We start from the raw sequence: 22,985 nt of genomic DNA, 5'->3' as shown, positions 1-22,985 counted from the left end.
CGCAAGCTCAGGAAGCCTGCTCTGGTGACTGATCGCTGCGGCGAATTAAGGTGAGGACTCACATGGAAAGGAGTCTTTTATGCGTTATCTGAGAATGACCGCCCAGGATCGTAGCGGCAACGGCCGGGCCGATACCGTATTGCTGCGCTTTTATGAAGAAGTCCCCGGCCAGCCCGACAAACTGGTGTTCAAGGCCGCGGCGGTCGATGTGAACGCCGATGGGGTGAGCGATTTGCAGTTCGGCGGTGACGTCAACCGTGACGGCAAGGACAACGCCAAGGATGAAAAGCTGATCCGGGCCTTTGCCAACAGTTTCCTGAAGCTTGGCTGGTTCAACAGGGGGAAGAGCTGGCAGCGTTATATCAAAGTGTTTGCCGAGAACTATCACCGCGACAAGACACCCAATATCGTGAGACTTCATATTCATGAAGGGACGGGAACGCCGCGAAATCAAACCCTGATCTACAAAACCTCGGTCCATGACACCGACAATAATGGCACCCTGGATTCGGTGGTTTACTTCGATCTCGAGGACGAGACTATTGTCAGCCGCAAGGAGGAGGAATGGGCGAAGTTCATGGGGCGGACCTTTCTGAAGTTCAAGTGGTATAGCTGAAAGCTACGCAGCCGTTGCGCACAATGCCCGTTTGAGGTCGAGCCCACTCCTGTGGCGAGCGGGCTTGTCGGAACGTCGCACCGCCCCTAAAATCAGCGACCTCGGGGTGTCAGACAGAACGCAGCCACAGGTTTTGCGACTGCTACGCAGCCGAGCGCGGGCAAGCCCGCTCGCCACAGGATTGCGTTCGGCTTCAGCTTTAGCTGGCTGGTATTGCACCGAGACTCTGTCAGGGTTCAGTCAGGCGACCCAGCAACAGGTCGATCTGTTCCTGGCGCTCCGGCTGACTCAGCCGGGCTTGGGGGTTGAGCGACGACCACTGCGGATGCGCCCGGGCCTTGTGCAAAGCCTCGGGCAACTTGCCTTCACGCCAGTTGGTATCCGCCGGCAGGCTCATCTGGATGCTGTCCATTGCCGCGTGCCCACGTGCCTCCAGGGCTTGCAACAGTTGCCGTTGACGCAGGGCGAGCAGACGCAGCACGCTGTCGTCGACGGTCAGTTCCCGTTGGCCCTTGAGTTTGCCCAGCAGGCGGCCGCCATAGCCGCGGGCAGTTTGCAGGGCGCCGCCGGCGATTGCTCCGGCGAGGGCGGCCGCGCCGAGGGTCAGGCCACCCACCAGCAGGTCGATACCGGCACCCGCCGCCGCGCCCGCGGCAATCCCACCACCGACCTTCACCCCCAGTTGCTTGAGGGTTTCCGGGTTGAACAGATCGTCGCCCCAGCGTCCGTCCAGCAGCGGCAGGTCGCCGGCCGCTGCATCGCCGCGGCGGAACCCGTAGAGCTTGAGCAAGGCCTCGACACAGCGTTGCTCCCGCTGGCGCACGGCCTGGCGTAACTCACCGATGGCCTGGGTTTGCGCATCGACCGCGCTGATCACGCTACGCCGACAGGCCGCGCAGTCGATCAGCAGTTCGGCGATCAACCGGTTGGCGCTTTGCCGTCGAGCAAGACGCTGGGCTTCCAGGTCGAAGACCAGGCGCTCCAACTGCGGGCGCGAGCCTTCCAGCAACAATGCCAGACTTTCATACAGACGCCGCTCACCGTCCTCTGGCGGCGCCACGCTGTCGAATCGCACCAGCGCGTGCAGCCCCAGGCGGGCCAGGGCTTCACGCCATTGCGGTTCACGCTGCTCGGCGCTGCTGACGAAGTTGAGCACCGGCAACAGCGGCTTGCCGCAACTGGCCAATACGCTCAGTTCGTCGCGGTACTTGGCCAGCACCGGTTCGCGGGCGTCGATCACATAGAGCCCGGCGTCCGAGGCCAGCAGTTGGCGCAGCACCTTGGCTTCCTGTTCGAAGCGCTGGCGGGCTTCGCTGCCGTCGAGAAAGCGTCCGACGCGGGCCGGACCGTCGAGGCGTTCGCCGGGTCGATCCAGGCGTTCGAGGTAGTCGAGCAGGGCGATGGCGTCTTCCAGGCCGGGGGTATCGTAGAGCTCGAGCAGGGCTTCGCCGTCCACCGACAGTCGCGCACCTTCCACATGTCGGGTGGTGCTGGGGCGGTGGGAAACTTCGCCGAAGCCGACGTCCCGGGTCAGGGTGCGCAACAGCGAGGTCTTGCCGACATTGGTGTGGCCGACCACGGCCAGTTTCAGGGCTTTAGTCATGGCCGGTCTCCAGCCAGTTCAGCGGCGCGCTGTCGGCGAAGGGCAGTTCCAGTTGTTGCAGGGCGTTGTGCCAGTCGCCGAGGCGATCGGCATCCAGGGCCTGGCCGGGCGGCGCCTGCAGCAGCCAGACCCGGGTCGCGCCGGCGCTGCGCGCCAGCTCGGCGATCAGCCCGAGGCTGCCACGGTCTGGCGAACGCCTTGGGTCGCAGGCGATCGCCAGGCGCGCCGGCGGGAAGCGGATCAATTGCTCGAGGAGCTTTTGCCGCGACTCGCGGCTGTCGAGGATACCGGCGTCCCTTACGGTTTTCGGCAAGGTCGGCGGCCAGGGGCGCTGGTTGTCCAGTTCGATGGCGACCAGCAAGGCGCCTTCGCTCTCCAGGGGGGGCGCGCCGGCTTCAGCGTTGTGCAGCGCGTCGGGTGCCGCATCGCTGACCCCCAGGCGTTCGCTGCTGGGCATCAGCCGTTCGCGCAGTTGCGCATAGCCGGGCAGGTTGAGGTCCAGGCTCAGGGAGCGGCTGCCATGCCGCCAGCGCCACAGGCAAAACCCCGCCAGCAGCAGGCGCGGCAGGACGCCATAGACCACCAGTTCCCCCACCAGCCAGGAGGCCCAGGTGTGCCGGGCGTTTTCCAGGTTCAGCGCGCTATCGCCGCTGGCGCGGATCAGGTCGGGGTCGGGCAGGCCGAATCCGAGCAGGGCGGGCAGGGCGCCGAGGGCCTGGGTCACGGCGACAAAGGTGTCGCCGCGCAGCAGGGTGGTTTCCCAGACGAAGCCGTAGCGCCGGGTTGACATCAGCAGCAACAGCAGGACCAGGGCGCTGAGCATGGCCAGCAACCAGAGACCGTGCACCACGCTGCCGATGGCCCAGCGATTGAGGCGCCGACGCTGCAACATCAACAGCAGGGCCGGTGCCAGTTGCGCGGCCTGGGCATCGCGGGCGAGTTTTTCGCTGAGCCACAGCCAGAGGCGGCCGAAGCTGGACGCGTGTTCGCCGGCGAAGGCCAGGCCCAGGGCCCAGCTCAGCAGCAACAGCAGGTTCAGGCCGAGCAGGCTACCCAGAGCCCAGAACACATTCACCGGCACCTGGCCGTTGCCCAGGGCGGCGAAGGCCATGCCGGCGCCGCTGACACTCACCACCACCGCCAGGACCAGCAGCGCCAGTCGCGCACCCTGCAACCAATGGCGCAAGGCCGTGAGCAAACCATCGCGTTCGGCTAGCCAGAGGGCACGGTGCTGGATGCGGGCCGGCAGGTCGCCCCCCGCGGCGCGGGCGCGGCGATTGGCTTCGAGGTCTTCCAGCGGGCCTGCCTGTTCTTCACGCAGGCGCACGGTCTCGGTCAGCCAGAGGCGGTGCAGTAGAGTCGGTTCAGTCACGCGGCGTCCTGGGCTCAAGTGAGCTGGAAGCATAACCGCTGTGGCGGGTAGCTGCATCCCGCTGTCCCGGGTGGCCAGGGCGAGTTAATTTTGTCGGCGTATGTCCGAGTCGGTCCATGGGCTCTGGTATCCTCGGCGGCATGAACAGAACTCTTCCTTTAAGCCTGATCGCGGCCCTCGGTGAAAACCGCGTGATCGGCGTCGACAACAGCATGCCCTGGCATTTGCCGGCGGATTTCAAATACTTCAAGGCCACGACCCTCGGCAAGCCGATCATCATGGGGCGCAAGACCTGGGACTCGCTGGGCCGGCCATTGCCGGGCCGGTTGAACCTGGTGGTCAGTCGCCAGGCCGGTTTGCAGCTCGAAGGCGCTGAGGTGTTTGCGTCGCTGGACGCAGCGCTGGTGCGCGCCGAGCAGTGGGCGCTGGAGCAGGGCGCGAGCGAGCTGATGTTGATCGGCGGTGCGCAGCTGTATGCCCAGGGCCTGGAGCTGGCGGATCGGCTGTACCTGACCCGCGTGGCGTTGAGTCCGGAAGGCGATGCCTGGTTTCCGCAGATTGATGAGAACCAGTGGACGCTGGTATCGGATGAACCGCACCCGGCGGCGGAAGGCAAGCCGGCGTTCAGTTTCGAAGTCTGGGAAAAACGCTAAAAGCTTCGCGGGCAAGCACCGCTCCCACAGGTTCCGGGTCGTACACAAGAATCAGGTACGACTCAGAACCGAAGTGGGAGCGGAGCTTGCCCGCGAAAGCATTGGAACAGGCGCCGCAGGACTCAAGCCTGCGCCAGCTCCCCATGCTCTTCAGCCTTCAGCAGTGCCTTGTCGGTCTGCTGCATCATCTGGCTGGTAATCGCCCCGGCGGTGATCGAACCGCTGACGTTCAGCGCCGTGCGCCCCATATCGATCAACGGCTCCACGGAAATCAGCAGCGCCACCAGCGAGACTGGCAAGCCCATCGCCGGCAGTACGATCAGCGCGGCGAACGTCGCCCCGCCACCGACCCCGGCCACCCCGGCCGAACTCAAGGTCACAATCGCCACCAACGTCGCAATCCACAGCGGGTCCAGCGGGTTGATCCCCACCGTCGGTGCAACCATCACCGCCAGCATCGCCGGATACAGCCCGGCACACCCGTTCTGACCGATGGTCGCGCCGAACGACGCGGCAAAGCTGGCAATCGACTGGGGAATCCCCAACCGCCGGGTCTGGGCTTCAATGCTCAGCGGAATGCTCGCCGCGCTGGAGCGGCTGGTGAAGGCAAAGGTCAGCACCGGCCAGATCTTGCGGAAGAACCGCAGCGGGTTGATCCCGGCCAGTGACACCAGCAGCCCGTGAACCACGAACATCAGGCCCAGGCCGATATACGACACCACCACGAAACTGCCCAGCTTGATGATGTCCTGCAGGTTGGAGCCGGCGACCACCTTGGTCATCAGCGCCAGCACGCCGTAAGGCGTGAGCTTCATCACCAGGCGCACCAGGCGCGTGACCCAGGCTTGCAGGGTGTCGATGGCATTCACCACCTTCTGGCCCTTCTCGGCGTCATCCTTGAGCAGTTGCAGCGCGGCTACGCCCATGAACGCGGCAAAGATCACCACGCTGATGATCGAGGTCGGCTTGGCCCGCGCCAGGTCCGCGAAGGGGTTCTGCGGAATGAACGAGAGCAGCAACTGCGGCACATTCAGGTCGGCGACCTTGCCCGCGTAATCGCTCTGGATCACTTGCAGACGCGCCAATTCCTGGGTGCCGGCGACCAAACCTTCGGCGGTCAGGCCGAACAGGTTGGTCAGGCCGATGCCGATCAGCGCGGCGATGGCCGTGGTGAAGAGCAAGGTGCCAATGGTCAGGAAGCTGATCTTGCCCAGGGAGGTGGCGTTGTGCAGACGGGCCACGGCGCTGAGGATCGAGGCGAACACCAGCGGGATCACGATCATCTGCAGCAATTGCACGTAGCCGTTGCCGACCAGGTCAAACCAGCCGATGGACGCCTTGAGCACCGGATTGCCGGCACCGTAGATGCCGTGCAGGGCGACCCCGAAGATCACCCCCAGGACCAGGGCGAGCAGCACTTTTTTCGCCAGGCTGAAGGTGGTGTGGCGGGTTTGGGCCAAGCCCAGCAGCAGGGCGAGGAACGCCAGCAGGTTGAGAATCAGCGGCAGATTCATTGAAGCTCCGAAAGACGATAGGTGCCAATTACCCTAGTCGGCAATTGTCAGCCGGTAAGCCTAACAGCTTGATATATATGAATTTAATAACGATATGGAATGGTGACTGGCGTTTTTGGAATAAGTCGCGAGTGCTTGGGCGCAGATGGCTGACGTGAGTGGGCCCGGGGAAGGCCTGGCGGAAAACCTGACCCTCTGGCTTGCGTATCCGCGTTAAATGTGAAGCTTTGGTTTTTTGTGGGCGTTAATTTATAGAGGCGTATTTTGCCGGCTCATTATAATCTTGGTTGCGATTTATATCAGGGAATGGTGATGAGCGTTTTTGCAAGGTATGCGAATTTTTTTGATGGGACTTGTGGCAGGCTCAAACAGTACGAATATATAGAGCGTTACAATCTCCAGAATAAAAGGGGTGTTTGTCACGCCCTGTGTTTTATCTATCTTGAAATGCGCCGAAATAGCGAAAAATTTCATCTGGCCAAGGAGCAGGCGCCCCTATGGCACCGCGCTGACGAACTGCAAAGCATCCTGATATATGGCAATAGGCCTGGCGCTTCCCCGCTGGTTTCTCATGGGATTGAATTGGTTGCCTTGAAAACGGGCTGGAGAATAGTGGGCTGGAATCCCAGTGTTGCGCCTTATATCAATCTCGCCAATGACATAATGAAAGCCCCGGGAAAGGCCTTCATTTTACACGTCGGTCATCATGCGTGCGCGGTGTTCAAGGAAAAAAATCAAGGCTGGATACGTTTTTTTGATCCGACTTATGGACAGGTTACTTTCAAGTCCGCAGAGAAGTGTTCTTCATTTATCAGTGCTTTCCTTCAGGATCAACATATTCAGAAAAAATACGATATGCCATTTGGGGCGCAGGTTCTGGCTATGCATTTGCACTAGGAATGGCTGGATGCAGGCTATCCCTACGAAGCAGGTGGGAGCGACGGCGGACAGTGCGCCTCGGATTAATCTCTTTTTCACCGTTCACGCGGTGGCACCTTGAGTCAGCATCATGAGTGATGATGAGCGTTAGTTTATATCGGCCGTGTAGAAAAAATATTTATAATTATAGTTGAGGCTGACACCTCGTTTGGCGAAGTGGGTGTTGGTGGTGTGGTATTTGGTTTTTATGGAAAGTGAGTTTTCTTTGTTATGGAACCGTTTTTTAAATATGCAAAACAGTTTGGTGGAAAGTGTGGGGCGCTGAATCAGGTTGATTATATAAACAAGTTCGCTCTGGAGACCCGGGATGGAGTTTGTTATGGTCTTTGTATTTCTTATATTGCCTTGCATGCCAAAGGAATCAATTTTGGCTCGGTGAGAGAGCAGAAGCCGACCTGGATGTTTGTTGACGGCCTGCAGCGCGCATACGATAACTTTCATGACTTTCGGGCTGGGTTTTCGAGGTTTGTTCCCGAATGGGCAAGGGTCTCCGCTTCGCTGGCGGGTCTGCGTGTCCTGGGGTGTAACCAGGGCGTGGGGCCTTCCTATATCGAGATCAGTAACGCCCTGAGGGCACACCAGGGGGGGGCGTTATTGGCCATTGGCCGGCATGCTTGCGCTGTGTTCAAGGAGAAGGACGGCCGGGTACGTTTTTTTGAGCCCAATTATGGTCAGGCCACATTCGTTGCGTGGAACAGCTTTATTGCGTTCCTGAGTTGCTTTCTCCATGACCATAAAATCGAGAGGCAGTATGGTTATGCGTTAAATAAAAAAATATCCGTGTACTGGTATGAGCTCGTCTGAGTGGCCGTGTGGGTGGATAAATGAAAAGCCCGACCATTCAGTCGGGCTTTTTGCTGTGCCGGGTAGTTAGGGCACCAGCTTGTCCAGCATCGCCTTGTCGCGTACCGCACCCTTGTCGGCGCTGGTGGCGAGCAACGCGTAAGCCTTCAAGGCGGTGGTCACTTTGCGTGGTCGCACTTCCACCGGTTTCCAACCTTTCTTGTCCTGTTCCACACGACGTGCTGCCAGCAGCTCATCGCTGACCAACAGGTTGATCGAACGATTCGGAATGTCGATCAGCACTTTGTCGCCGTCCTGGACCAAGCCGATCGCGCCACCGGCAGCCGCTTCCGGCGAGGCGTGGCCGATGGACAGGCCCGAGGTGCCGCCGGAGAAACGTCCGTCGGTCAGCAGGGCGCAGGCTTTGCCCAAGCCCTTGGACTTCAGGTAGGACGTCGGGTAGAGCATTTCCTGCATGCCCGGACCGCCTTTCGGACCTTCGTAACGGATGATCACGATGTCACCGGCCTGCACTTCGTCGGCGAGGATGCCGCGCACGGCGCTGTCCTGGCTTTCGAAGATCTTCGCGTTGCCTTCGAAGACGTGGATCGACTCGTCGACGCCGGCGGTTTTCACCACGCAGCCGTCCAGGGCGATATTGCCGTACAGCACGGCCAAGCCGCCTTCTTTCGAATAGGCATGCTCGACACTGCGGATGCAGCCGTTTTCACGGTCGTCGTCGAGGGTTTCCCAACGGGTCGACTGGCTGAACGCGGTCTGGGTCGGGATACCGGCGGGACCGGCCTTGAAGAAGGTGTGCACCGCTTCGTCGTTGGTCTGGGTGATGTCCCACTTGGCGATACCCTCGGCCAGGGTCTTGCTGTGCACGGTCGGCAGGTCGGTGTGCAGCAGGCCGCCACGGGCCAGTTCGCCGAGGATGCTGAAGATCCCGCCGGCGCGGTGCACGTCTTCCATATGGTATTTCTGGATGTTCGGCGCGACCTTGCACAACTGCGGTACATGACGGGACAGGCGGTCGATGTCGCGCAGGTCGAAAGCGATCTCGGCTTCCTGGGCGGCGGCCAGCAGGTGCAGGATGGTGTTGGTGGAACCGCCCATGGCGATGTCCAGGGTCATGGCGTTTTCGAACGCCTTGATATTGGCGATATTGCGCGGCAGCACCGAATCATCGTTGTCGCCGTAGTAGCGTTGGCACAGCTCGACGATGGTACGACCGGCCTGGAGGAACAGTTGCTCGCGGTCGGAGTGGGTCGCCAGGGCCGAACCGTTGCCCGGCAGGGCCAGGCCCAGGGCTTCGGTGAGGCAGTTCATCGAGTTGGCGGTGAACATGCCGGAGCACGAGCCGCAGGTCGGGCAGGCGCTGCGCTCGTACTCGGCAACCTTCTCGTCAGAGGCGCTGGAGTCGGCGGCGATGACCATGGCGTCCACCAGGTCGAGGCCGTGGGCGGCCAGTTTGGTCTTGCCGGCTTCCATCGGGCCGCCGGAGACGAAGATCACCGGGATGTTCAGGCGCAGGGCGGCCATCAGCATGCCCGGGGTGATCTTGTCGCAGTTGGAGATGCAGACGATGGCGTCGGCGCAGTGGGCGTTGACCATGTATTCGACGGAGTCGGCGATGATTTCGCGGCTCGGCAGCGAATAGAGCATGCCGTCGTGGCCCATGGCGATGCCGTCATCCACGGCGATGGTGTTGAATTCCTTGGCCACGCCACCGGCACGTTCGATTTCACGGGCGACCAGTTGACCCATGTCCTTGAGGTGGACGTGGCCGGGGACGAACTGGGTGAAGGAGTTGGCGACGGCGATGATCGGTTTCTTGAAGTCGGCGTCTTTCATCCCCGTGGCGCGCCAGAGGGCGCGGGCACCGGCCATGTTGCGGCCGTGGGTGGATGTTTTCGAGCGGTAATCAGGCATGGAGCACTCCGGGCGGCTAATCAGGTACACAAAGGGAAGTGAGCTTCTATGGGCCTCTGGCGCACACCGAAAATAGCCGGGTGCCCGAAAGCTGCCGTTGGCCTCGCGGGATCGCCGCGCGCCTGGGCCTGAGCTCATAAACCCGCCGGGGGATGACTGGCGATGAATAGCGCGATTCTACACCGCTGGCGGCGGGAAGGAATGGGCACAGGTATTGAGGCTGGGATTATGGAGTGTGAAGAATAATGATAGGGATCCTCTCACTCTAAAGCCGGTCGTTGGCTGCGCCGCCGGATGAGCGTGTTCAGACCAAGCCCCGTCGTACTCAGGAGCAGGAATGAGCAGGCGAGCGTAGCTTCCAGTGCCATTGGGCTGAGATTGACTAGCGCACTGATCAGTCCGCCGCAAAGGAAAATCAACGTGTTACCAGCCGAGGCGCTTGCGCCAGCTTGATCCGGGAAACGCTCCATGGCTTTTGAGGTTGCAGCTGGACGAGTGATAGTTGTACCCGCAGTGCAAATGACCATCGGTATCAATATCGTGATAGTCGACAGGGTGAAGCGACTTGATAGGTAAAATAGCATCATCCCAGCGCAAAAAATAAAGCACAGACCCACCGAGATTTGGGTGTTGGCAGTTATTCTGGTACTGAGGTATCCCGCGACGGTACCACCTATGATATAGGCGGCGCCGTAGAGCACTAGCGTTAATGAGAACTCATACTCGGAAAGTTGCAGAAGCTCCATGAATATCAATGGCGAAACAACGATAAACGAAAAATGGCAGGTGAAAACCAATGCAGCGATCAGCCAGTAGACAAGGAATTGCATATCTGTGCAGATGTTGCGATAGGCCTGGAAGATTGAGCGGTAGGGGCTTTGTTTCGCTATTGTATCCTCTAGGAATAGGCAGGCTTTGATGAATACCATAGCCGCAACCATGGTGAATATATAGAAACTGCCTGACCAGTCCAGCCACTTTTGTAATGTAGCACCGGCCAAGGGCGATAGTGATATGAAAACACCGCTGGCAGTAACGATGAGAATACGTAACCGATCTCGTTCTTTACCCTCGAATAGATCCTGGACGAGGGCCTGTGACAGTACGAAACACCCGCACCCGGCTGCTTGGACCAAACGAAAAAATAAAAACAGACTGTATTCACTGACGAGCACACACCCCAGTGCCCCCAGCATGGATATTGCCATACCCACCAGGAGGAGGTTTTTTCGACCTACTTTATCGGATAGTGGGCCAATGAACAGCTGAGAGATGGATATTCCGACGGCGAACAGGCTAATGGATAGGGCAATGTCGGCAGGTGAGCGATTGAAATGAGATGATAGCGAAGGAAAAGACGGAAGTAGCACATCAATTGGAAATACCCCTAGCAGTACCATGGATAGCAAGAGCGCAATAGCCGAGGTTTTTTTGTTTTTCTTTGTGACTGGATTTGGCTCAATCATCGATCAGTCCCGCCTCCTTGAAATGGAGTCTATTATATTTATTATCGAAAACACCGGCTCTTTTCATGGCCATTAAGGTGGGAGCGGCGCCGACTCTGATGCGTTGAATCGCTGCCGGTTTATTGAGGAGTGGCTGAATGATGGCGCAGGCCTGAGCCGCAGAGAAACCTGTGCTGCACAGACTTTTCGTCAGCCACGGTTTATCAATTTCTGAAAAAATAAAAATGATATCTTTGAGTAGTTTTGCTGCAAGTAGTTGCTGGTCCGTCTCAATGTTCTGCCAAAAATAGTAAAAAACTTCTGCAAAAAATCGACTGTGCTGAGCTTCATCTTCCAAATGCTGTCTTAGGATTGTGTAAACACTGGAAACTATGGTGTGGCAGGTGACTTTGAGCAGTTCTTTGGCGATGATTGTCTCCGACACAAAGCCAATCAAGAGCCATGCTAGTGCTTTGTGTTCTATATCAACACTGTCGATAAATTCAAGCAGTAGGGTGATTCGTAGTGGCTTGCTCTGTAGGTGTTGAATTCCATAATATTCCGCTACCTGTTTGGCTATCTCATAAGAAAAAAGCGCATGATAGCCCTCGTCAGTGTAGAGCTGTAAGGCCGCCGACCTCATTTCTTCGGGTGTGTCGATTGATAATCCTCCATGGATGATGGTTTCTACCGAGCGATTGACGATTTTGTGTTCCAGTACGGTTGTGTAGTCTAGAAAGTGAATCAAGTGATTGGCCGTGAGTTTTTGCTTGATTCTTTTGTCTATGTCTGTGAGCAGCGGATGTTGTAGGTAAGGCATAAAAGTTGGAGGGAACCAGTATTTGCATTTTAGTTCAAATCCGAGCTCCTGCTCGGGAGGTAGAAAATAATTGCCTTTTTTGTTTCTTACACAGGCTTTGTTGTTCCAGTCTCCCAAGGTAAAACAGAGAGTGTTGTTTATGGTGTTGGGGTTGGAGGGCTTCAATGTTGAGCACTCCGTTCTTTGATCAGCGCACGGAGTTCTTCGCAGTGAGCTTCTGCATCACCCTTTCCGCACCCTACGAAGAACAAGACCTGTTCAGGACTATTTTTCAATCCTAGCAAATCTTCAATTCGCTCGTCAGCCATAGCGCCGGTCAGCCAGGTTTTTAGTCCAAGTGCAGTGGCAATCAGTTGGAAAGTTTGGGAAATATGACCTGTTTCGACGTAGGCCATCCGATAGGCATCGCGAATGCTCATATTTCCACCACAACTTGTCAAAGCGACAGGTGAGGAACACACCGAAAGGCAGTGTGTTGATGAAGTGCTGACCCGCCAGGAGCAGGCCCAGAGGTTTAGCCGGCAACGGACTAGCAAGACTCAATGCGTGATGGTCTGGATGATAGCGATAAATACCAGGATTCAATCCTTTAATCCGACGGGCATAGATAAAACCATCGCATGCGTTCAGGCCCCCCCCCGGAAGGGCTACTGCGCCGTGATCGTAACGTCTCAGGAATTGTCTCATCGGCATCCTGCTCTCGCTCTTTCAGGTAACCGAGTGAGAGATAGAGCAGCGTGCTGGCGTGGCTTAGGCATATCTCATCTTCGGTGAATGATCGACAGGTTTTTCTACTGATCAGGCTTTGAGCTAGCGGCATCTCCAATGATCCTGTCAACAAGGGAGGTGGCAGAGGGATTAAATCGAGTGGAGAGCATTTCTCTGAGAGAAAGTCGGGTGCCGGCTTTTTCAGTATTTCATTACAATGCTCCAGATAGTGCACTGACCATTCTTCAATATCTTGGGGTTCATGTTCGCAAGGGATATCTTTGGTGCCAATGTGAAATATTTTCGATAGCTCGTCCCATTTCCAAGTGGAGGTGGTCTGTTTTGATGTGCTTATTATTCCGGAAGCAAGAAATTCTGCGTCCATTGAAGCGTCGGCGTCAAATGAGTTAGGGTTGTAAATAAGTTCGCTCAGGCGTTTTGCATAATGAATATTTAGCTCGTACTGCGTATGTGTCTTGTAATTCCATACGATCTGGTTGGGTGGTCGAGCAATTATAAATAGGTTCGGGTTTATATGCATGGTGTGCCACCTTCTTGGGGAAGGCTAGCAAGAGGGAGTCGGGCTGCCGGCACTTCCCGATCCCTCATTTATATTAACGTTGCTTGGTCGCTACCAGGCAGTGAAGATTGGCGATTTTTTTTGATTGCAGATTAATTGCTTTCATGGTTCGTGAGAGTCGGGTGGTTGGTGTTTCTGAGTTTAGTCATATGTGGAATGACTGTTCTCAATAATAGTTTGGTTGTGGTTGTTAGCAAGGGAAAGTTGGGTAGGAGATTTCCAGGAATTCTGTAAGTGATGTCTATAGAGCGTAGGACGGGTTATGTGCTTTTGTCGTTGTAGACACAAGTTTTACGCGTGGGTGTTGTAGGCGGTGTTATTGAGTTTGGACGGAGAATGAGGAGGATGTTTAACGAGCCCAGTGGCGCGGAGCGGGGCAGCTCCGCGCTACGGTAAAATCAGCTATTGGGCAACAACCGACAAGTAATGCTCTTGATATAACGGGTTTCCGGAATCGCCGGGTGTACCGGATGGTCCGGGCCCTGGCCGCCGCGTTCCAGCAGCTGGATATTGCGGTCCAGGTGGCGGGCGCTGGTGAGCAGGATGTTCTGCAGGTCATCTTCCGGCAAATGCATCGAGCACGAAGCGCTGACCAGGATGCCGTCCTTGCTCAGCAGGCGCATGGCCTGTTCGTTCAGGCGGCGGTAGGCGCCTTCGCCGTTCTTCAGGTCTTTCTTGCGCTTGATGAAGGCGGGCGGGTCGGCGACGATCACGTCGAAACGCTCTTCGGAGGCCTTCAGTTCCTTCAGGGCTTCGAACACGTCGCCTTCGATGCAGGTCATCTTCTCGGCAAAACCGTTCAACGCCGCGTTGCGTTCGACACCGTCCAGGGCAAAGGACGAGGCATCGACGCAGAACACTTCGCTGGCCCCGAACGCCGCCGCCTGTACACCCCAGCCACCGATATAGCTGAACAGGTCCAGTACTCGCTTGCCCTTGGCATAGGGCGCCAGGCGCGCACGGTTCATGCGGTGGTCGTAGAACCAGCCGGTTTTCTGGCCTTCCATCACCGGCGCTTCGAACTTCACGCCGTTCTCTTCCAGGGCGACCCACTCCGGCACCAGGCCGAACACCGTCTCGACATAACGCTCCAGGCCTTCGGCATCGCGGGCCGCGGAGTCGTTCTTGAACAGGATGCCGCTCGGTTTCAGGACCTGGACCAGTGCCGCGATCACCTCATCCTTGTGCCGCTCCATGGCCGCCGAGGCGAGCTGGACCACCAGAATATCGCCGAAACGATCCACCACCAGCCCCGGCAGCAGGTCGGAATCGCCGTAGACCAGGCGGTAGAACGGCTTGTCGAACAGCCGCTCGCGCAGTGACAGGGCCACGTTGAGGCGATGCACCAGCAGCGACTTGTCCAGCGGCAGCTTGATGTCGCGCGACAGCAGGCGAGCGCAGATCAGGTTGTTCGGGCTCATGGCGACGATGCCCAGCGGTTTGCCGCCGGCGGTTTCCAGCACGGCCTGGTCGCCGGCCTTGAAGCCATGGAGGGGGGTGGCCGCCACGTCGATTTCGTTGCTGTAGACCCACAGGTGACCGTTGCGCAGGCGTCGGTCGGCGTTGGCTTTGAGGCGTAGGCTAGGCAGGGACATGACGTCGCTCCGGGAAAAAAGAGCGGAATTATAGCGGGAGTTCAGGGGGATCGTGTCGTCATGTTTCATGTAAGCGTTTGTATGCTCGGCCCATGCTGTAAGAGATTTCCGCTAGAATCCCTCACTCGCCCGGAGTGTGTACCCATGTCCCAAGAACTTTCACCTGAACAGATCCAGCAGGCCCTGCAAGGCATTAGCGTACCTCCCCAACCGCAGATCATGGTGGATTTGCAGATGGAGCAGTACATGCCTGACCCGGATCTGGAGGTGATTGCCCGCTTGATCAGCCAGGATCCCGGCCTCTCTGGGGCGCTGCTGAAAATCGTCAACTCGCCGTATTACGGCCTGTCGAACAAGATCGCCTCGATCCAGCGCGCGGTGAATCTGCTGGGTAGCCGGTCGATCATCAACCTGATCAACGCGCAGTCGATCAAGGGCGAGATGGCCGACGAAACCATCGTGACCCTCAATCGATTCTGGGATACCGCCCAGGACGTGGCCATGACCAGCCTGACCCTGGCCAAGCGTACCGGCGGCCAGGCGGTCGATGAGTCCTATGCCCTGGGGCTGTTCCACGATTGTGGTATTCCGCTGATGATCAAGCGTTTCCCCAACTATATGACGGTGCTCGAACAGGCTTACGCCAATGCCGGCCCGGAGCAGCGCGTGGTGGACACGGAGAACACCGAGTTCAACACCAACCACGCGGTGGTTGGCTACTACACGGCCAAATCCTGGCGCCTGCCGGAGCATGTGACCAACGCCATCGCCAATCACCACAACGCCCTGGCGATCTTCAGCGACGAGTCGACCCGCAACAGCCAGTTGAAGAACCTGCTGGCGATCTTGAAAATGGCCGAGCATATCTGTGCGTCCCATCGGGTCCTGGGCAACGAAGCCGAAGACCATGAATGGAATGCCATCGGCCCTCTGGTGCTCGATTATGTCGGCCTGTCCGACTATGACTTCGAAAACCTCAGAGAGAACGTCCGCGAACTCGGCGTGAACTAAGCGCCCGAGCAGCGTCGTCGAGCCCGTTATTGCCTGACCTGGGGCCGCCATGCCTGAATTACCTGAAGTCGAAACCACCCGGCGCGGTATCGCGCCTCATCTGGAAGGCCAGCGGGTCAGCCGCGTGATCGTGCGTGACCGCCGGTTGCGCTGGCCGATCCCGGAAGACCTCGATGTCCGCCTGTCCGGCCAGCGCATCGTGCTGGTGGAGCGGCGGGCCAAGTACCTGTTGATCAATGCCGAGGTCGGGACCTTGATCAGTCACCTGGGCATGTCGGGCAACCTGCGCCTAGTGGAGGCCGGCTTGCCGGCGGCCAAGCATGAGCATGTGGATATCGAACTGGAGTCCGGGCTGGCCCTGCGTTATACCGACCCGCGGCGTTTTGGCGCGATGCTCTGGAGCCTGGACCCGCTCAATCATGAATTGCTCGCGCGCCTGGGGCCGGAGCCGCTGACCGAGCTGTTCGATGGTGAGCGGCTGTTCCAGCTGTCGCGCAAGCGTTCCATGGCGGTGAAGCCGTTCATCATGGATAACGCGGTGGTGGTGGGGGTCGGCAATATCTATGCGACCGAAGCACTGTTCGCCGCCGGCATCGACCCGCGCCGCGAGGCCGGGAGCCTCTCGCGGGGGCGCTACCTGGCGCTGGCGATCGAGATCAAGCGCATCCTGGCGGCCGCCATCGAGCGGGGCGGCACCACCTTGCGCGACTTTATCGGTGGCGACGGCCAGCCCGGCTACTTCCAGCAGGAACTGTTCGTCTACGGGCGTGGCGGCGAGCACTGCAAGGTGTGTGGCAGTGTCTTGCGCGAGATTCGCCTGGGGCAGCGGGCCAGCGTGTATTGTCCACGTTGCCAGAGCTGACCTGACAAGCGCGCGGACGCTGTTATAGTTAAGACTTTGCCATCCATTGCTTTGTTGAAGGATAGTGCCATGAACCCGTTTCGCACCCTGGCCCTGGTTGTGGCCCTGAGTTTTGGCCTGCAAGCGTTGCCGGTTCAGGCGGACGATGGCACCAGCGGCGACCCGACCTACACGATCCAGAATCCACCGGCCTACGCGATGATCGCCGACCTGATCATCGCTCGCCCCTTGCTGGTGGGCGCGACCCTGGTCGGCACGGCGGTGTTTGTGGTGTCGTTGCCGTTTACCGCGTTTGGTGGCGTCGACGGCATGGGCAAGGCTGGCAAGTCACTGGTGCTCGCCCCCGGGAAAGCGGCCTTTGCCCGTTGCCTGGGTTGCACGGCGGAAGGTTTTGACGGCGATCAGTAGGCGGGTGTGGCGTCTATAACATCCCGTGCAGCCTAGGGTGGCTGTGGTGTGAATGATGGCCCTTTCGCGGGCAAGCTCCGCTCCCACAGGATTCTGGTGAACCGGCTCTTTCGCGACGGTGCGGTGTGCGGGCAAGCTCCGCTCCCACAGGACTCTGGTGAACCGGCTCTTTCGCGACGGTGCGGTGTGCGGGCAAGCTCCGCTCCCACAGGACTCTGGTGAACCGGCTCTTTCGCGACGGTCCGGTGTGCGGGCAAGCTCCGCTCCCACAGGATTCTGGTGAACCGGCTCTTTCGCGACGGTGCGGTGTGCGGGCAAGCTCCGCTCCCACAGGACTCTGGTGAACCGGCTCTTTCGCGACGGTCCGCTGTCCCGGAAAATTCCGCGCCCACAATATTCGAGTCAAGCCTGGATAGTGTGTACGACACAAAACCTGTGGGAGCGGAGCTTGCCCGCGAAAAGGGCTTTGGATTCGCTACAAGGCTCAAGCCTTGCCGGTGATCTTCCGGTATTTGACCATCAGCTCGGCTTCGGTTTCCGGATGGGCTTCATCCAGCGGGATGCAGTCCACCGGGCAAACCTGCTGGCACTGAGGCTCGTCGTAGTGGCCGACGCACTGGGTACACAGGTTCGGGTCGATCACGTAGATCTCTTCGCCTTGGGAAATAGCAGCGTTCGGGCACTCGGGTTCGCAGACGTCGCAGTTGATGCAATCGTCGGTGATGATCAGGGACATGGGCACTCCGGCCCGGACGGCAGGCCCGGGCGACATGAAAACTAATGCGTCAATTGTGCCGCATTAGCGCGCGCAGTGCACGCGCACCCGTCGAGGCGGCCGCAATCGCCGGTCTCGGCAGTGCCTGCGCCGGGCGTTATTTCTTGAAGCGCAGGGTCAGTGCGTCGGCCACCGCCGGGTGGACAAACTTGGTGATATCGCCGCCCAGAGCCGCGATTTCCCGGACCAATGTCGACGAAATGAACGAATAACGCTCCGACGGCGTCAAGAACAGACTTTCGACGTCCGGGGCCAACTGGCGGTTCATGTTCGCCAGCTGGAACTCGTATTCGAAGTCCGACACGGCGCGCAGGCCGCGCAGGAAGATGTTGGCGTTCTGTTCCTTGGCGAAATGCGCCAGCAGGGTGGAAAACCCCACCACTTCCACGTTGGGCAGGTGTCGGGTGACCTCTCGGGCCAATTCCACACGTTGTTCCAATGGGAACAGCGGGTTTTTCTTCGGGCTGGCAGCCACGGCGATGATCACATGGTCGAACAGGCGCGCGGCACGCTCGACCAAGTCGCCATGACCCTTGGTTATCGGGTCGAAGGTACCTGGGTACAACACTCGGTTCATCGCGTCGTCCTGGCGGGTATCCGTTTAAGGGAGTCGGATGGTATCGCAGCCTTTCCGGTCGGCCAAGTCAGGATACCGGGAAGAAAGCACTATAGACGCGGCGAATAGTCCTCTTTTTCACGGGTTTTTCAAGCGCTCCGCGAGGGCAGTTGCCAACTGCGCTGTCAGACCATAGACCGAAAGCTGTGGGTTGGCGCCTATGCTGGTGGGGAACAGCGAGCCGTCGTGGACCGACAGGTTGTGCAGTTGATGGTGGCGGCCGAGGCTGTCGGTGACCGCGCTTTTCGCATCTTCGCCCATAGCGCAACCCCCCATCACGTGGGCGCTGCCCAGCCGCGTGCGGTACAGCTCCAGGCTCAGTTCGTCGATCAGTTCCCGGGCCTTGGCCAGGGTATTCACGTAGTCGGCATCGGCGTGCAGGGGCAATACCGACTTGGCGCCCGCCGCGAACTGGATCTCGGCCATGCTGTGATACGCCCGGCGCAGGCCGTCCCAGGCATAGGCGGACACCGGGTAGTCGAGCACCGGTGTGCCGTCGCCGCGCAGTTCCACGCTGCCGCCAGGGCTGTCCGGGTGGAAGCCGTCGCGCATCAGCGCCAGCATCATGTGGGTGTGCGGCAGTTGTTCCATGCGCAGGGCGTTTTGCGTGCCGAAGCCGCCCAACAAGGTGCTGGCCAGCGCCGGTTGCAAGGGCGGTACTTCGAGTTTGTAGGACATCGGCCCGGTGACGCCGGCATTCCACTGGAAATGATCGGAATAGATCGACTGGGGGGCGCCGTAAAACGGATTGATGACTTCGGAAAATTGTCCGGCGGAGAAATTCACCAGGTGCAGGAAGGTCCGTTTGCCCAGTTGGCCGCTGGGGTCCGGTGCCTTGGAGCGCAGTAGCAGTCCCGGGCTGTTGATGCCACCGCCCGCCAGCACGTAATGCCGGGCCTTGACCTTGATTGTCCGGCCATTGGGGGCCACGCAACGCTCGTCCATCGCCACGCAGAGCAGGCCGGTGACCTGGTCGCCTTCGATCTGCAAGCGTTCGGCCCGCGCCAGATAGAGCAGCTCGCCGCCTTTTTCCAGGGTCGCCGGAATGGTAGTGACCAGCATCGACTGCTTGGCATTGGTCGGACAGCCCATGCCGCAGTAGCCCAGGTTCCAGCAGCCACGGACGTTGCGTGGGATGACTTTCCAGCTGTAGCCGAGGGCCTCGCAGCCGTTGCGGATCACATCGTTGTTGGCATTGGGCGGCATGACCCAGGGGGCGACGCCGAGGCGCTGTTCCATCTTCTCGAACCACGGCGCCATCTCGGTGCTGCCATGGCCCTTGACGTTGTGCTCCTTGGCCCAATGATCGAGGGTCTGATCCGGGGTGCGAAAGCTCGATGTCCAGTTGATCAGCGTAGTGCCGCCGACCGCCCGGCCCTGGAGGATGGTGATGGCGCCGTCCTTGCTCATGCGACCGATGCCCTCCTGGTAGAGGCTGGTGTAGGCCTGGTCTTCGAGCATCTTGAAGTCGCTGCTGGTTTTCAGCGGGCCTTCTTCGATCAGCAGGACCTTGTAGCCGGCGGCACTGAGGATTTCGGCGGTGGTGCCGCCGCCCGCGCCGCTGCCGATGATGGCGACATCGGCCTCCAGCGTCAGGTCCTGCTCCAGGCGGGAGCCATCGTGGGTTTTCCAGCCTCGGGCCAGGCCTTCGCGAAACAGATCGGGTACGGGCATGTGTAGCCTCTTTTATTGTTTTGTCAGGTTTGCCCGACTTGTGTGGGAGCGGAGCTTGCCCGCGAAAAGAACGCCGCGGTTCTCCAGGGACGCCGCGTTATCGTTCTTCGCGGCGGTGCGGCGTCCCGACAAGCTCCGCTCCCACAAGAGCCGTGCATCTATAAGGACTAGACTTTCGGCGGGCCGGGATAACCGCAGTGGGCCCAGGCTTCGGCGCGGTTGTACCAGGCCATCATCACCAGTTGCAGCAGCGATGCGTGGCCCATGCGCAGCAGGCTCAGGTAGCTGTTTTCCCAGCGTTCGAGAAAGCTATGGATCTGCGCGTCACTGGCATTTTCCCAACGGCCCCAGATGCCGGTCAGCGGCCCGCGGGTGATGCCCATACCGAGGACATCGAACAGTTGCCGGGTCAGCTTGAGCATTTCCGGCGACAGACGGTCGAGGTTGTAGTCCAGGCTCGCCAGGGTCTGGTCGATGGCGGCGGGCATTTTCTCGGCCGCGATGGCACCTTCGAGCATGACCGGGATCAGTGCCTGCAAAAACGGCAGGTCGTTGGCCTGCAACACGGTAAAACCGCTGGCCGGATGGCCGGCCGAGCAGCCGCTGAGGCTGGCGGCGAGCCCGGCGGTGCTGAGGAAGGCGCCGGCGCAGAGGCCGATTTTCAGCACGCCGCGACGGCTCAGTACGGGAGATTCAGACAGGCTTGGCATTCTTGTTATTCACCTGGGCAGTGGAACATCAACGAACGAAGAGTTTCTGGATCAGCTTCTGGATCGATTTGCCGTAAGGCGGATAGATCAGCCGCGCTGCGTTGAAGCGCTGCTTGGTCAGCACGCCCTTGGCCTTGCTGAAGGTCAGGAAACCTTCGTGACCGTGGTAATGGCCCATGCCCGAGGGGCCGATGCCGCCGAAGGGCAGGTCTTCCTGGGGGACATGAAGCAGCGTGTCGTTCAGGCAAACGCCGCCGGAGTGGGTTTCATCGAGCACACGTTGCTGTTCGGCCTTGTTGTAGCCGAAGTAGTAGAGCGCCAGGGGACGTGGCCGACGATTGATGTAGGCAAAGGCTTCATCCAGGCCCTTGTACGGCACGATGGGCAGCAACGGGCCGAAAATCTCGTCCTGCATCAGGGTCATCTCATCGTTGACGTTCAGCAGCAGGCTATGGCCCATGCGCCGCTGCTGATTCTGCTCAAACAGCGGAATCAGCAGCGCGCCCTTGCTGGTCGCGTCGCTGAGGTAGCCGTTGAGCCGGGTCAACTGGCGGTCGTTGATGATGCTGGTGTAGTCCGGGTTGTCGACCAGTGTCGGATAAAAGCCGCGCACCGCCTGGCGGTAGGCTTCGACGAAAGCACCGACTCGATCTTCCGGTACCAGCACGTAGTCCGGTGCCACGCAGGTCTGGCCGGCGTTGAGGGTCTTGCCGAAGGCGATACGTTCGGCGGCATCCTTGAGCGGCACGTCCTGGGACACGATGGCCGGCGACTTACCGCCCAGTTCCAGGGTGACTGGGGTCAGGTTTTCCGCCGCCGCGCGCATCACATGCCGGCCGATACTGGTGGCGCCGGTGAACAGCAGGTGATCGAACGGCAGCTTGGAAAAGGCCATGCCGATGTCGGCTTCGCCGAGCACCACGCACACCTGATCTTCCGGGAACACCCGGCCCAGCAGCTTCTTGAGCAACAAACCGGTGGCCGGGGTCGATTCGCTGAGTTTGAGCATCACCCGATTGCCCGCCGCCAGCGCGCCCACCAGGGGGCCGACGGCGAGGAACAGCGGATAGTTCCAGGGCACGATCACGCCGACCACCCCCAGTGGCTGGTAGACGACCTTGGCCGAGGCCGGCTGGAAGGCCAGGCCGACCTGACGGCGCGACGGTTTCATCCAGCGCTTGAGGTGTTGGCGGGCGTGGTGGATGCCTTGCAGGCTGGGCATGAGTTCGCCGAGCAGGGTTTCATCGGCACTGCGGTTGCCGAAATCCTGGCTGATGGCATCGATCAGCGCCTGGCGTTCGTCGCTGAGCAGTTGGCGCAGGCTGTCGAGCCATTGCCGACGTTGCTCGGCGGGGGGCATGGGGTGCACGGCGTAGGCTTGACGTTGCGCTTGAAACTGGCGCTGGAGCTGGTCGAGTTGCTGCTGCGACTCCTGTAGATAGGCGATTTCGGCAGGCATGGTGCGCTCCAGGGCTGTGATTTTATTTTTAAACAAATGTTTAGAGCTTATGCTCCAAAAAGTCAACAGGCAGCGCCGACGCTTTCTTACCTATAGCGGCTGAGAATCATGGCGATTTATCCGCGGCCGGATAGGCCGTAAGATGCTGGATACCGTCTTCTGGAAGTAAAGCTGAAGTCATGGCCCCTCGAATAAAAACCAGCGAGCGTATCGTCCAGAACAGCCTGGATCTGTTCAACCAGCAGGGCGAGCGCAGTGTCAGCACCAACCATATTGCGGCGCATATGGATATTTCGCCGGGTAACCTCTACTACCACTTCCCCAACAAGCAGGCGATCATCGCCGTGCTGTTCGCCGAGTATGAAGCCCTGGTCGACAGTTTCCTGCGTCCGCCCCAGGGGCGTGCCTCGACCATCGACGACAAGCGTTTTTATCTCAAGGCCTTGCTCGCGGCGATGTGGCGTTATCGTTTCCTGCACCGTGACCTCGAGCACCTGCTGGAAAGCGATGCCGAGCTGGCTGCGCGTTACCGGCGTTTTTCCCAGCGCTGCCTGATCCAGGGCCAGGCGATCTACGCAGGGTTTGTCGAGGCTGGCATCCTGGGCATGGATGCCGTGCAGACCGAGGCCCTGACCCTCAATGCCTGGATTATCCTGACCTCCTGGGTGCGCTTCCTGAGCACCACCCGCGAGAATGCCCATCACCTGAGCGAAGAGTCGATCAAGCGTGGGGTCTACCAGGTGCTGGTGCTGGAGTCGGGGTTTGTCACCGTGCAGTCACGGGCGGCGGTGGACAAGTTGCTCAGCGAGTTTTATGTGCCGTTGGCACAGGCCCTGGATGAAGGCGTCCAGGTATCAGGAAGTTAGGCAGCAGCCGTCGCCAAGCCGTCCCCTATCCGCTTCATTAA

At 59.4% G+C, this 22,985-nt stretch carries 20 protein-coding genes and 1 pseudogene; 8 read left to right on the top strand and 13 right to left on the bottom strand.

Annotation, left to right across the window (positions count from 1 at the left end; genetic code table 11):
- Window positions 1-94: 94 nt before the first annotated feature.
- The gene (locus tag M5B99_RS17565; RefSeq protein ID WP_248805222.1) at window positions 95-616 is read left to right on the top strand and encodes a hypothetical protein; all 522 of its coding nucleotides are present in this window, start codon (window positions 95-97) and stop codon (window positions 614-616) included.
- Between the two features lie 229 nt (window positions 617-845).
- Here the strand turns inward: M5B99_RS17565 and M5B99_RS17560 are convergent, their stop codons facing one another.
- Together M5B99_RS17560 and M5B99_RS17555 are read right to left on the bottom strand one after the other, a co-directional pair.
- Entirely contained in the window at window positions 846-2,219 is a 1,374-nt protein-coding gene (locus tag M5B99_RS17560; protein WP_248805221.1) for a DUF3482 domain-containing protein, read from the bottom strand.
- Window positions 2,212-3,624, bottom strand: a complete 1,413-nt coding sequence (locus M5B99_RS17555) for a DUF2868 domain-containing protein (RefSeq protein WP_248805270.1) — start codon at window positions 3,622-3,624, stop codon at window positions 2,212-2,214. Before M5B99_RS17555 ends, M5B99_RS17560 begins: the two co-directional genes overlap by 8 nt.
- Window positions 3,625-3,731: 107 nt before the next feature.
- On the opposite strand from M5B99_RS17555, the gene M5B99_RS17550 reads away from it, so the two are divergent.
- Complete coding sequence (locus M5B99_RS17550) at window positions 3,732-4,244, top strand: dihydrofolate reductase (RefSeq protein WP_248805220.1); 513 nt, start codon at window positions 3,732-3,734, stop codon at window positions 4,242-4,244.
- Between the two features lie 122 nt (window positions 4,245-4,366).
- Here the strand turns inward: M5B99_RS17550 and M5B99_RS17545 are convergent, their stop codons facing one another.
- A complete protein-coding gene (locus M5B99_RS17545) occupies window positions 4,367-5,758 on the bottom strand; it encodes an L-cystine transporter (RefSeq protein ID WP_248805219.1) in 1,392 nt (463 codons plus the stop codon).
- A gap of 312 nt (window positions 5,759-6,070) precedes the next feature.
- Between M5B99_RS17545 and M5B99_RS17540 the strand changes: the two genes are divergently transcribed.
- A complete protein-coding gene (locus M5B99_RS17540; protein ID WP_248805218.1) occupies window positions 6,071-6,655 on the top strand; it encodes a YopT-type cysteine protease domain-containing protein in 585 nt (194 codons plus the stop codon).
- A 252-nt stretch (window positions 6,656-6,907) separates the two neighbouring features.
- Window positions 6,908-7,501: a YopT-type cysteine protease domain-containing protein gene (locus M5B99_RS17535; protein ID WP_248805217.1), complete on the top strand. Its 594-nt coding sequence runs from the start codon at window positions 6,908-6,910 to the stop codon at window positions 7,499-7,501.
- Between the two features lie 66 nt (window positions 7,502-7,567).
- Here M5B99_RS17535 and ilvD read toward each other — a convergent pair whose 3' ends face one another.
- The 5 genes and pseudogenes from ilvD to M5B99_RS17510 all read right to left on the bottom strand — a co-directional run bounded on the left by ilvD (window position 7,568) and on the right by M5B99_RS17510 (window position 14,563).
- On the bottom strand, window positions 7,568-9,415 hold the full coding sequence (gene ilvD, locus M5B99_RS17530) for a dihydroxy-acid dehydratase (protein ID WP_248805216.1): 1,848 nt from the start codon (window positions 9,413-9,415) through the stop codon (window positions 7,568-7,570).
- A 260-nt stretch (window positions 9,416-9,675) separates the two neighbouring features.
- Window positions 9,676-10,881, bottom strand: a complete 1,206-nt coding sequence (locus M5B99_RS17525; protein WP_248805215.1) for a multidrug effflux MFS transporter — start codon at window positions 10,879-10,881, stop codon at window positions 9,676-9,678.
- A complete protein-coding gene (locus tag M5B99_RS17520) occupies window positions 10,874-11,845 on the bottom strand; it encodes a diiron oxygenase (protein ID WP_248805214.1) in 972 nt (323 codons plus the stop codon). Before M5B99_RS17520 ends, M5B99_RS17525 begins: the two co-directional genes overlap by 8 nt.
- Window positions 11,842-12,929 (bottom strand): annotated as a pseudogene (locus M5B99_RS17515) (SagB family peptide dehydrogenase). Before M5B99_RS17515 ends, M5B99_RS17520 begins: the two are co-directional and overlap by 4 nt.
- Before the next feature lie 437 nt (window positions 12,930-13,366).
- The gene (locus tag M5B99_RS17510; RefSeq protein ID WP_248805213.1) at window positions 13,367-14,563 is read right to left on the bottom strand and encodes a class I SAM-dependent rRNA methyltransferase; all 1,197 of its coding nucleotides are present in this window, start codon (window positions 14,561-14,563) and stop codon (window positions 13,367-13,369) included.
- Window positions 14,564-14,707: 144 nt separating this feature from the next.
- On the opposite strand from M5B99_RS17510, the gene M5B99_RS17505 reads away from it, so the two are divergent.
- From M5B99_RS17505 to M5B99_RS17495, 3 genes are all read left to right on the top strand, one after another.
- Entirely contained in the window at window positions 14,708-15,574 is an 867-nt protein-coding gene (locus M5B99_RS17505; RefSeq protein ID WP_248805212.1) for an HDOD domain-containing protein, read from the top strand.
- A gap of 49 nt (window positions 15,575-15,623) precedes the next feature.
- Window positions 15,624-16,436, top strand: a complete 813-nt coding sequence (mutM, locus tag M5B99_RS17500; protein WP_248805211.1) for a bifunctional DNA-formamidopyrimidine glycosylase/DNA-(apurinic or apyrimidinic site) lyase — start codon at window positions 15,624-15,626, stop codon at window positions 16,434-16,436.
- Window positions 16,437-16,505: 69 nt separating this feature from the next.
- A complete protein-coding gene (locus M5B99_RS17495) occupies window positions 16,506-16,844 on the top strand; it encodes a multidrug transporter (RefSeq protein WP_248805210.1) in 339 nt (112 codons plus the stop codon).
- A 484-nt stretch (window positions 16,845-17,328) separates the two neighbouring features.
- Here the strand turns inward: M5B99_RS17495 and M5B99_RS17490 are convergent, their stop codons facing one another.
- The 5 genes from M5B99_RS17490 to M5B99_RS17470 all read right to left on the bottom strand — a co-directional run bounded on the left by M5B99_RS17490 (window position 17,329) and on the right by M5B99_RS17470 (window position 22,078).
- Entirely contained in the window at window positions 17,329-17,580 is a 252-nt protein-coding gene (locus M5B99_RS17490) for a YfhL family 4Fe-4S dicluster ferredoxin (protein ID WP_191489419.1), read from the bottom strand.
- A gap of 136 nt (window positions 17,581-17,716) precedes the next feature.
- Window positions 17,717-18,196, bottom strand: a complete 480-nt coding sequence (gene coaD / locus M5B99_RS17485; RefSeq protein WP_248805209.1) for a pantetheine-phosphate adenylyltransferase — start codon at window positions 18,194-18,196, stop codon at window positions 17,717-17,719.
- Between the two features lie 117 nt (window positions 18,197-18,313).
- Window positions 18,314-19,909 carry a GMC family oxidoreductase gene (locus M5B99_RS17480; RefSeq protein WP_248805208.1) on the bottom strand — a complete coding sequence of 532 codons (1,596 nt, stop codon included), beginning with the start codon at window positions 19,907-19,909 and terminating at the stop codon, window positions 18,314-18,316.
- 167 nt (window positions 19,910-20,076) lie between these two features.
- Window positions 20,077-20,619 (bottom strand): twin-arginine translocation pathway signal protein, encoded by a 543-nt coding sequence (locus M5B99_RS17475; RefSeq protein WP_248805207.1) that lies wholly within the window; start codon window positions 20,617-20,619, stop codon window positions 20,077-20,079.
- Window positions 20,620-20,647: 28 nt separating this feature from the next.
- Window positions 20,648-22,078: a coniferyl aldehyde dehydrogenase gene (locus M5B99_RS17470; protein WP_248805206.1), complete on the bottom strand. Its 1,431-nt coding sequence runs from the start codon at window positions 22,076-22,078 to the stop codon at window positions 20,648-20,650.
- 179 nt (window positions 22,079-22,257) lie between these two features.
- Here M5B99_RS17470 and M5B99_RS17465 point away from each other — a divergent pair, with 179 nt between their 5' ends.
- Window positions 22,258-22,944, top strand: coding sequence for a TetR/AcrR family transcriptional regulator (locus tag M5B99_RS17465; protein WP_248805205.1), 687 nt, complete (start codon window positions 22,258-22,260; stop codon window positions 22,942-22,944).
- The last annotated feature ends 41 nt before the right edge of the window (window positions 22,945-22,985 follow it).

Origin of the sequence: Pseudomonas sp. MWU13-2100 (assembly GCF_023242365.1) — a bacterium.
Lineage (GTDB): Bacteria > Pseudomonadota > Gammaproteobacteria > Pseudomonadales > Pseudomonadaceae > Aquipseudomonas.
Note: the sequence above shows the minus strand (reverse complement) of the source record. Positions and strands in the feature narration are given on the sequence as shown.